Source organism: Actinospica sp. (assembly GCF_035552695.1).
Lineage (GTDB): Bacteria > Actinomycetota > Actinomycetes > Streptomycetales > Catenulisporaceae > Actinospica.
In genome coordinates, this window is the sequence record NZ_DASZKT010000257.1 from 19,569 (window position 1) to 29,505 (window position 9,937).

Consider the following 9,937-nt stretch of genomic DNA (forward strand, 5'->3'; position numbering starts at 1 on the left):
CAGCCGTGTTCGGCTGCTCAGTTCTTGAGCGCGATCCCGCCGTAGGCCAGCGGATTGTCCCGCGGTGTGACCAGCGGATCCGGCATCCACTCGTCGATCGGGACCAGCCCGGGCGGGATCGGCTTGAGCGGTCCGAGCAGCCGGCCGAGCTCCTCGGGCGTGCGCGGGACGAACGGGATCCCGGTGCGCGCCGCGTAGGAGCGGGCCGCGTCCAGCTGGGCGCCCGGGTCGTGCACGTCCGGCACGCCGTGGGAGAGCGCCAGGTAGCTGCCGTCGGCCACCGAGTCCATGTAATCCTGCACGATCAGCTCGGGCGAGCCCTCGTCCGGGATGAAGTGCAGCACCGCGAACATCATCACGGCCATCGGGCGTCCGAGGTCCAGCGTCGTGCGCAGCAGCGGGTGGTCGAGCACGGCGTCCGGGTGCCGCATGTCGGCCAGGATCGCCTCGCAGTCGTGCACGTCCTCCAGCAGGCTGCGGGCGTGCGCGATCGCCACCGGGTCCAGATCGACATAGACCACCCGGGCCTTGGGGTTCGCCGCCTTCGCCACCTCGTGCACGTTCCCGGAGGTCGGCACTCCCGAGCCCAGGTCGAGCAGCTGGTCCACGCCCAGGTCGGCCACCAGGTGGTGCACCACGCGGCCGAGGAACGCCCGGTTCGCCCGCGCGGCGACCGGCAGCTGCGGCATCGCCTCCGCGATGCGCCGCCCCAACTCGCGGTCGGCCGCGAAGTTGTGCGAGCCGCCGAGCCAGAAGTCGTAGATGCGCGCAGGGCTGGGCGTGTCCGGGTCGATCTCTCCGAGGCTGAGGGCCATCTCGGCCCGGTCGACGGGGTCCATCATGCACACCAGTCTGGCACCCTCGCGGCTTCTCGGCGGGAAAACGGCCTCCACCTGCGCGGACGCGCGCGGCCCGGCGGAGGTGTCCGCCCCGCGGCCGTGGTGCGGGGCGAACACCGGCCGGTCCGGAAGCCGTGACCCCCACAAGGCCGGGCAGCCGGAAGTCCCAGGGCGCGAAGGGGCTGGCTCCACCCGTTGGACGTCCCTCACCCTAGGCCGCGCGCCGGACGGTTGCGTCCGCCGCACAGCTGATTACGCACTGTCGACTACGACCACGGTCGGCACCGGCGTACCACCCTGGTATGAGGCGGCGTCAGTTGCCCTGGCGCGCCTACTTTCCGGATCCGGTACCGACGGCGCGTAAGCGCTGACGTGAGCGCCGAGCGACCGTATAGTCGCAATCAGAAGCCGACGGCGGGGATGGCGCACTGTGACGAGCGACGGTTGGTTGGCCGAGGCCGGCCCGGATCCCGCGGAGACCGCGCGCGGGATCGCCCGGGCGAAGGACGCGTTCCTGTCCGGTGAGGAGGTCCGCGGCACCGAACCGAGGGTCCGCCCGGTGGTCGCGCAGTCCTGGCAGCGCTGCGCCGGCCTCGACCTCGCCGAGAACGCGCCGGTCACGCTCACCGGCGGCGAGCTCGAGAGCTACCGGGCCGAGCACCCGCTCTCGCTGGTCGTCGAGCTGCTGCGGGAGCTGGTCGGCTCGGTAGCCGAGGACGGCAAGCACCTGATGGCGATCTCGGACGCGTCCGGGCGGCTGCTCTGGGTCGAGGGGCACGCCTGGGCCCGGCGCCGCGCCGAGGGGATGAACTTCGTCGAGGGCGCCGTCTGGGACGAGGCCAGCGCGGGCACCAACGCGCCCGGCACCGCGCTCGCCGTCGACCATGCCGTGCAGATCTTCTCCGCCGAGCATTTCCGGCCGGCCGTACAGGCCTGGACGTGCGCCGCCGCGCCGATCCACGACCCGGTGACCGGCCGGATCCTCGGCATCGTGGACGTGACCGGCGGCGACATCGTCGCCCACCCGCACAGCCTGGCGCTGGTCAACGCGGCGGCCAAGGCGGCGGAGGCGCTGCTCGCGGCCTCGCCGGTCTGGCGGCGCGAGTTCGGCGGCGCGCTGTGGGTGCCCGAGCAGGGCGGCGGCCCGGCGAGGTGCGGAGCGACGGCGAGGCTGCTCGCGCTCGGCCGGGACCAGGCGGTGCTCGTCCAGCAGGGCCGGGAGACGCGCTTCAACCGCAGGCACAGCGAGATACTCGTCATCCTGGCCCAGCACCCCGAGGGCCTGACGGGCGATCAGCTCGCCGCGGCCCTGTACGACGACGACACGGCGGCCGAGGCGACCGTGCGGGTCGAGGTCGCGCGGCTGCGGCGGGTGCTCGGCGCGCTGGTCGGTTCACGCCCGTACCGGCTGACGGCCCCGATCAGCGCCGACTTCCTGGACGTGGCCAGGGCCCTGCGCGCGAAGCACCTGGAGGCGGCACTCTCGGCGTACTCGGGTTCGCTGCTGCCGCGCTCGGAGGCCCCGTCCGTGCTCACCGAAAGGCACTGGATCGACGCCCGGCTGCGCACCGCGGTGCTCGAATCCGGCAGCGCACCGCTGCTCGACGACTGGCTCGAACGCTGCGGACCCGAGGACCTGGACGCCTGGGAGCGGCTCGTACCGCTGCTCCCGCCGAGCGTGCGCCGTGCCGAGGCGGTGGCCGAGGTGCGCCGGCTGCGCGGGGAGACCCGTATCAGGCCCCATGCGCCGGCGGATGCAACGTTGAGGTAACGTCCCGCGGACTAGCCTCTGGATTCGAGGCCGCTCAACGGCGAGCGGCCGGAGAACTCCGTGGAGGCGCACGATGACGCGTTTCGCGGCGCCGGGCCAACCCGACGCGCTGATGGCCTATCAGTCCCGCTACGACCACTGGATCGGCGGCGAGTACGTTCCGCCGGCCGGAGGGAGGTACTTCGAGAATCCGAGCCCGGTCACCGGGCAGACGTTCTGCGAGGTCGCCCGGGGCACGGCCGAGGACGTCGAACGCGCCCTCGACGCCGCGCACGCGGCCGCCCCCGCCTGGGGCCGCACGCCCGCCGCGCTTCGCGCCGCGTTGCTCAACACGATCGCCGACGTGATGCAGGAGCACTCGGAGGCGCTCGCCCTCGCCGAGTCCTGGGAGAACGGCAAGCCGATCCGGGAGACGCTGGCCGCCGACATCCCGCTCGCGATCGACCACTTCCGGTACTTCGCCGGGGCGGTGCGCGCGCAGGAGGGCAGCCTCGCCGAGATCGACGAGGACACCGTCGCCTACCACTTCCACGAGCCGCTCGGCGTGGTCGCGCAGATCATCCCGTGGAACTTCCCGATCCTGATGGCCGTCTGGAAGCTCGCCCCGGCCCTCGCCGCGGGCAACGCCGTGGTGCTCAAGCCCGCCGAGCAGACCCCGGCCTCGATCCACTACCTGCTCAGCCTGGTCGCGGACCTGCTGCCGCCCGGCGTGCTCAACGTCGTCAACGGCTTCGGCGTCGAGGCGGGCAAGCCGCTGGCCTCCAGCGCCCGGGTGGCCAAGGTCGCGTTCACCGGCGAGACCACCACCGGCCGGCTGATCATGCAGTACGCCAGCGAGAACATCAAGCCGGTGACGCTGGAGCTGGGCGGCAAGAGCCCGAACATCTTCTTCGACGACGTCTCCGGCGCCCGCGACGACTTCTACGACAAGGCGCTCGAGGGATTCACGATGTTCGCCCTCAACCAGGGCGAGGTGTGCACCTGCCCGAGCAGGGCCCTGATCCAGCGCGGCCACTACGACGACTTCCTGGCCGACGCGATCGCCCGCACCGAGCGCATCGTGCAGGGCCACCCGCTGGACACCGCCACGATGCTCGGCGCGCAGGCCTCGAACGACCAGCTGGAGAAGATCCTGTCCTACCTGGAGATCGGCCAGGCCGAGGGCGCCAAGGTGCTGACCGGCGGCGAGCGGGTGGACCTCGGCGGGGAGCTGAGCGGCGGATACTACGTGCAGCCGACCATCTTCGAGGGTTCCAACTCGATGCGCATCTTCCAGGAGGAGATCTTCGGCCCGGTCGTCTCGGTCGCCTCCTTCGACGACTACGACGACGCGATCAAGCTCGCCAACGACACGCTCTACGGCCTCGGCGCCGGGGTGTGGACGCGCGACGCGGGGACCGCGTACCGGGCGGGCCGGGCGATCCAGGCCGGCCGGGTGTGGACGAACTGCTACCACCTCTACCCGGCGCACGCCGCCTTCGGCGGCTACAAGGGCTCCGGGATCGGCCGGGAGAACCACAAGATGATGCTCGATCACTACCAGCAGACCAAGAATTTACTGGTCAGCTACAGCCCGAAGGCGATGGGCTTCTTTTAGACGATACCGGGTATGCCAGAGGTCTGAGACTTGAGGGGAGCGACGGCCGGCGCCGAGGCAGCGGTGCCGGCCGGAGCCGGCGAGGCGGAGCGGAGGTGCGGAGCAGGATGACGGACGGGACGGTGGTCCACCGGGTCGCGGTCACCGAGGCGGCGGCCGGAGTGCTGCGCGCCCTCTACGAGGCCAACGGCCCGCTCATGTTCCACCAGAGCGGAGGCTGCTGCGACGGCAGTTCGCCGATGTGCTACCTCGCCGGGGAGTTCCGCACCGGGGCGGCGGACGTGCTCCTGGAACGGCTCGAGGTGCCGGGCGTCGCCGAACCGGTCTCCTTCTGGATGGGCAGCCAGCAGTTCGAGCGCTGGCGCCACACACACCTGACCGTGGACGTCGTCCCAGGGCGCGGCAGCGGTTTTTCGCTGGAGGCCCCTGAGGGCGTGCGATTCATGATCAGGTCGCGGCTGCTCACCGATCTCGAAGAGGAGGTGTTGATCGAAGAGCGCTGAGATAGTAGATGGATCCCTGCAGCCCGCCGTGCCGATCTTCGCGGATCGGCACGGCGGGCATCCGTGTACAGAGGTACAGAAGCACAGAGAGAGTCAGGCCACGTACGCGGCGAGCAGCGCGGACCACTCCGGGGTCACGTTCACCTGCGTGGCGCGCATCCGCGGATGGTCGAGCCAGTGCCGCCGGGCCTCGTCGACCTCGCCCTGGAAGAGCGGCGGCCAGCCGCTGAGCGGGGCGAAGTCGTCCATCACGACCAGTCCGCCGGGCCGCAGCCATTCCGCGGGCTCGATCGCGGGATCAGTGCCCTTACCCTGACCGCCGCCGTCGAGCGCGAGCAGGTCGAAGGGCCCGTATCCGCGGAGCTCGAGCCAGTCGCCTCGCAGAATGCCGACCTGTGGCACGTCGTGGAAGAGCTCTGCTACCCGGCTCGCGCGTTCCGCGTCGTGCTCGACGCTGATGATGCGAGCGTTCGGGTGCGCGGCACTCGCCAGCCAGGCCAGGCCGACGCCGCAGCCGGTCCCCGTCTCGCCGATCACGCCCGGACCGACGCCGCGTGCCAGGACTCGGAGCAGTTCGCCGTGCTCGGGCAGCGAGCTGTATGCGAACCCGGATTCGCGGGCCAGCGCCACGGCCGCGCCCACCAACGCCGGAAGTTCGCCGGCCGCCGCGAGGCCCTCGTGCGCGGCGGTGCCGTTCATCGCCATGCGACCAGGTATATAACAGCGCACCGCGGTACGCGACGAAGCCCCGGGCATCGGGAGAGGGTGACGCCCGGGACCTCGTCGCGTACCGCGATGAATCAGCTATCCGGCCTTCAGCTGTATGGCTTAGTAGCCGTACCAGCAGGAGCCGCCGCAGCGATCGGCCACGACGGTGTCCAGACCGCCGTAGGTGTCCTGCGCGTAGATCGCGGCCGCGATGATGTTGCTGACCGGGTCCCAGATGTCGGTGTAGCCGGAGAGCGCGTACGCGTCGAAGGTGGTCTGCGTGGTCTGCATCAGACCCTCCGACGGGTTGCCCGCGGCGGCGTTGGAGTCCGAGTTGTTCTGCGCGCCCGGGTTGCCGCTCGACTCGTTCATCGCGGTCTCGTAGATCGCGTTGTACGACACGGAGTAGCCGTGCTGGCTGAGTATCGAGACCGCCTCGTTGATCCAGCCGTCCAGGTTGTCCGCGTACGAGCTGGACGAAGAGGACGAGGACGACGACGAGGAGCCGGACGAGGCCGAGTCCGCCGAGGAGCTGGACGAGTTCGTCGCGCTCGACGAGCTGCCGGAGCTGTCCGACGAGGAGCTGCTTGAGCCGGAGTCGGAGCTCGAGCTCGACGAGCCGGAGGTGCTCGACTCCGCCGACTTCGAGTCCGCCGGCAGCTCGATGGTCCAGCCGGTGACGATCAGGTTCGGGTCGGTGAACGTCCCGCCGTTCGGCTCGGAGCGGTCCTTGTTCAGCGTGAACAGCTCGGGGTAGTCGTCACCGTTGCCCAGCGCGCGCTCGGCGATGCCGGAGAGGGTGTCGCCGGAGACCACGGTGTAGCTCTTGTCGCTCGAAGACGAGGACGAGGACGACGTGGTGGACGAAGCGGTCTTGGACGCCGAGGTCTTGACGGTGTCCGAGACGGCCACGACGGTGCCGGTGCTGGTGGAGGCCTTGGCCGCCTGCAGCGCGGCGGCGCGCAGGGCCGCGCCTGCCACGTGGATGGTGGACTTCGGGTGCACGGCCACCGTCGTGGTGGCGGCGGAACCGCTGGTCGCGGCCTGGGCCAGGGCGGGCATTGCGGCGGCGCCGAAGGTGGCGGCACACAGCGTGACGGTCCGGGCCCGCTTTCGGGCGCCGAAAAGCCGGGGCTTGCGGTGCGAAGACATGCTTGCTCTTTCCTCTTTGGCCGCCTACCGGGTTAGCTGACGGGTTCGGGCGCAAGAGGTCGCCCTACCGCGCGGACGCGGATTCACCCCAGGGGGATTGGGTCCCCGGCTCCTCGCGGGCCGCATCAGGGCCCGCGTGAACTCGGCGGTGTTGCTGCCGCTACGGAAATTCGTAACTGAACACCAGCAACTGGATGAGCACACTAGGCCAAAACGGACCCCGGTTTCGAGCCAGAGATGTCACCGAACGATAACGATGCGGAGGGTGGTCAACCGACTCCGCAAATCACTGAGGGCAGACTTCGATATTCATGAATAATTCGGACAATTCAGCGGAATTGACGCCGCGTCAGCTGACTGAGCATGATCTATTCGGCGCCCCGGTGCCGTGGCGTATCGTCGTCTGAGGACGGCGAAGCGGCGGCGGATCAAGGGCGAGAGGGCGGCTCCCGTGACGGAGTTCAACACGCAGGGCGACGATCACCTCACCACGGCGGCGGCCGGCGGAGCGGGTGAGGATTCCGGACACGACGGTGTCGGCGCGGGCGGCGGCTGGCGGATCAGCCGGGTCCCGGTCCGCGACCTGATCTTCGACGTGGCCGAACAGGGCGTGCCCGGCGGTCGGCCGGTCCTGCTGCTGCACGGCTTTCCGCAGACCCACCGCGCGTACGACGCCGTCGCGGCCCGGCTCGCCGCAGCCCATGCTCCGCTCCGGCTGCTCGCCCCCGACCAGCGCGGATACTCCCCGGGAGCGCGGCCGACCGACCCGGCCGCTTATGCGCTGCCGGCGCTGGCCGCCGACATGATCGGTCTGCTCGACGCGTGTGGGATTGAACACGTCGACCTCGTGGGCCACGACTGGGGAGCGATGGTCGCCTGGTACCTCGCGGCCCGCTACCCCGAGCGCGTGCGCACTCTCACCGCCATTTCGGTGCCGCATCCGGCCGCTTTCGCCGAGGCATTGGGGGAGAGCGCGGAGCAGCGGAAAATGTCCGAATATGTCTATCTTTTCCGTGACCCGGATAAGGCCATCCCGGTCCTATTGGAGGAAAACGCCCGACGGCTGCGGGGCATGTATCACCCTTTGTCCGATTCGGCGATCGAGCCGCATCTCTCCGTGCTCGGCGAGCCCAAGGCATTGCGCGGCGCCCTCAACTGGTACCGCGCGGCCAAGTTCGGCGAGGGCACGTCCGTGCCGCCGATCGAGGCGCCGGTCGTCTTCGTCTGGTCCACCGGGGATATCGCGATCTCCCGCGACGCCGCCGAGCGCTGCGTGACGCACGTCGCGGGCCCGTACCGCTTCGTCGAGCTCGGCGGCGTCAGCCACTGGATTCCGGACGAGGCGCCGGACGCACTGGTCGAGGTCCTGCCGTTCCCCACCTCCGCGGGTGACGAACCCCGGAGAGTTTCATCTTGACTCTCGTCGAACGCTGGCTCGCGGCTCTGAACGCCTCGGCCGGCGAGACGACTGACGGAATTGCCGACGAATCGGCCGTCCGCGCGTGCCACGACCTCGTCACGCTCTACGAGGAGTCGCACCGCGCGTATCACAATGTCAGGCATCTGACAGAAGTGCTCGACATCGTCGACGAACTCGCGGATGAGGCCGAGGACGCGGACGCCGTCCGTCTCGCTGCCTGGTTCCACGACGCGGAGTACCGAGCCGAATCAGTGGTGTCCATCTCCAGTGAGGAGGCGAGCGCCCGCCTCGCGGAGCAGATTCTCCCGCAGCTTTGCGCCCCCGCGGTACTTGTGGCCGAGGTGTCGCGGCTCGTCCGGCTTACGGAGAAGCACGTGGCCGGGGACGACGACCGTAACGCGGCAGTGCTCCTCGACGCGGATCTCGCGATCCTGGGCGCCGATCCCGAGCGGTACGCCGACTATGCGCGGGCCGTCCGCGAGGAGTACCGGGAGATCCCCGACGCCGTGTTCCGCCCGGCACGCGCCCGAATTCTCGCCGAACTGCTGAGCGCGCCGACGGTCTATCGCACCCCGTCCGCCCGCGCACGCTTCGAATCGCGCGCCCGCGCCAACGTCGCCGGCGAGATCGCGACTCTTACGAGCTGAAGCGGCGCCTGCGCAACAGGAACCAGGCGCCGCCGCCCGCGACCATGAGCGCGATGCCCTCGGCGAGCCCGCCGGGTGTGGTGAGCGAAGCGCCGTCGCCGGTCTTCGCGCCGCCGTTCGGGTTGACGCCCGTGCTCGCGCCCGACTGGACGGTGAGCGTGCCGGTGAACGGGCCTTCGGTGCCGCTGGCCGTCGTGCAGGTCACCGAGACCGAGTAGCTGCCGGGCGCGACGTTCGCCGGGATCTGGCCCTGTCCGCCGATCATGTTCTGCAGCACACTGAGACTGATCGACGGGATGCTGACGCTCCCGCTCGTCTGGAACGTCGCCGTGCCGGTCGCCGGGACATCGCAGTTCCCGCCGTCGAACACGGAGATCGTCCCGCCCGGCGCCACCGGGTTCGGCTGGATGATGATCGGGTTCGGCCCCGCGGCCGCCGCCGTCCCCGCCGCGCACACCGCCGCAAGCGTCGCCCCGCCGATGACCGTCGCCCGCCAGCACCTCGTCATACCCATGATCGCTATGCTCGGCCACCCGCCACTCGCGCACGAACGGTACTACTCCTTTCAGGGCGACGAGACGCTCCGGGCGGATCGGCGAGACGCGGTCACCGCCTCGCTCGCCGAGCATCCGCGTGGCAGAGGCGGGCGTTTCGACGGCGACCGCGTGGCGATTCGGCGAGTTCCGCTCGTGGACGGCGCTGGGGGACGCGTATCAGTTCCAGAAGTTCACCTGCTCGAACATCGAGGTCATCCCACCTCTACGAGCCGCTCGCGCTCTACCGCCGCATCAACGTACTGGTCTACCTCAACGACGAGCGGGATGAGTCGTACGGCGGCTGCCTCGAACTCGGCGATCCGGCCAAGCCGGCGAAGACCGTCGTGCCCGCATGGGGCAGCACGATGATCTTCACCACCGACAACCGGTCGATCCACGGGTTCCCGAAGCCGATCGCCGAGGGACGTTGGCGGAAGTCGATCGCGCTGTATTACTACACGGCCGAAGAGACGAAGGAATTCGGCGGCGACACGACGACTGCGTGGCGCACTCATGGTGTGCATCGCGGAATGATTCCGAAGGCGCGGCTCGGTCTCTATCGGGGACTGAACCAGACGTCGAAGGCCGTGTCATTGGCCGCCCACCTGGTGAACCCGAACCAGGGAACGGAATGGTGGCGAAAGCGCAAGGAGCGCCTGGCCATCGCGAACGATGATCAGGGCTATGGTCACGATGAGCACGAGGGTGAGGGCTGAGGCTCTTCGACCTCGATCCGCGTCGACCGCCGCCGCGCCACGATGAGG

Annotated in this window: 10 protein-coding genes and 1 riboswitch; of the genes, 6 read left to right on the forward strand and 4 right to left on the reverse strand. The window is 70.0% G+C overall.

Going from position 1 to position 9,937, the window contains the following annotated elements; translation table 11 throughout:
- Positions 1-17: 17 nt before the first annotated feature.
- Positions 18-842 carry an SAM-dependent methyltransferase gene (locus VG296_RS28750; RefSeq protein ID WP_325571427.1) on the reverse strand — a complete coding sequence of 275 codons (825 nt, stop codon included), beginning with the start codon at positions 840-842 and terminating at the stop codon, positions 18-20.
- 427 nt (positions 843-1,269) lie between these two features.
- On the opposite strand from VG296_RS28750, the gene VG296_RS28755 reads away from it, so the two are divergent.
- The 3 genes from VG296_RS28755 to VG296_RS28765 all read left to right on the forward strand — a co-directional run bounded on the left by VG296_RS28755 (position 1,270) and on the right by VG296_RS28765 (position 4,710).
- Complete coding sequence (locus VG296_RS28755) at positions 1,270-2,610, forward strand: GAF domain-containing protein (protein ID WP_325571430.1); 1,341 nt, start codon at positions 1,270-1,272, stop codon at positions 2,608-2,610.
- 73 nt (positions 2,611-2,683) lie between these two features.
- Positions 2,684-4,207 (forward strand): aldehyde dehydrogenase family protein, encoded by a 1,524-nt coding sequence (locus VG296_RS28760; protein WP_325571432.1) that lies wholly within the window; start codon positions 2,684-2,686, stop codon positions 4,205-4,207.
- A gap of 107 nt (positions 4,208-4,314) precedes the next feature.
- The gene (locus VG296_RS28765; protein ID WP_325571434.1) at positions 4,315-4,710 is read left to right on the forward strand and encodes a DUF779 domain-containing protein; all 396 of its coding nucleotides are present in this window, start codon (positions 4,315-4,317) and stop codon (positions 4,708-4,710) included.
- A gap of 93 nt (positions 4,711-4,803) precedes the next feature.
- On the opposite strand, the gene VG296_RS28770 is transcribed toward VG296_RS28765, so the two are convergent.
- A complete protein-coding gene (locus tag VG296_RS28770) occupies positions 4,804-5,415 on the reverse strand; it encodes an O-methyltransferase (RefSeq protein WP_325571436.1) in 612 nt (203 codons plus the stop codon).
- A gap of 123 nt (positions 5,416-5,538) precedes the next feature.
- Complete coding sequence (locus VG296_RS28775; protein ID WP_325571438.1) at positions 5,539-6,570, reverse strand: LysM peptidoglycan-binding domain-containing protein; 1,032 nt, start codon at positions 6,568-6,570, stop codon at positions 5,539-5,541.
- 6 nt (positions 6,571-6,576) lie between these two features.
- Positions 6,577-6,728, reverse strand: a riboswitch (cyclic di-AMP (ydaO/yuaA leader).
- A 293-nt stretch (positions 6,729-7,021) separates the two neighbouring features.
- On the opposite strand from VG296_RS28775, the gene VG296_RS28780 reads away from it, so the two are divergent.
- Together VG296_RS28780 and VG296_RS28785 are read left to right on the forward strand one after the other, a co-directional pair.
- Positions 7,022-7,987: an alpha/beta hydrolase gene (locus VG296_RS28780; RefSeq protein WP_325571440.1), complete on the forward strand. Its 966-nt coding sequence runs from the start codon at positions 7,022-7,024 to the stop codon at positions 7,985-7,987.
- Entirely contained in the window at positions 7,984-8,637 is a 654-nt protein-coding gene (locus tag VG296_RS28785; protein ID WP_325571442.1) for a metal-dependent phosphohydrolase, read from the forward strand. Before VG296_RS28780 ends, VG296_RS28785 begins: the two co-directional genes overlap by 4 nt.
- Here VG296_RS28785 and VG296_RS28790 read toward each other — a convergent pair.
- On the reverse strand, positions 8,627-9,151 hold the full coding sequence (locus tag VG296_RS28790) for a hypothetical protein (protein WP_325571444.1): 525 nt from the start codon (positions 9,149-9,151) through the stop codon (positions 8,627-8,629). The genes VG296_RS28785 and VG296_RS28790 overlap by 11 nt on opposite strands.
- Before the next feature lie 273 nt (positions 9,152-9,424).
- On the opposite strand from VG296_RS28790, the gene VG296_RS28795 reads away from it, so the two are divergent.
- Positions 9,425-9,889 (forward strand): 2OG-Fe(II) oxygenase, encoded by a 465-nt coding sequence (locus tag VG296_RS28795; protein WP_325571448.1) that lies wholly within the window; start codon positions 9,425-9,427, stop codon positions 9,887-9,889.
- Positions 9,890-9,937 lie beyond the last annotated feature (48 nt).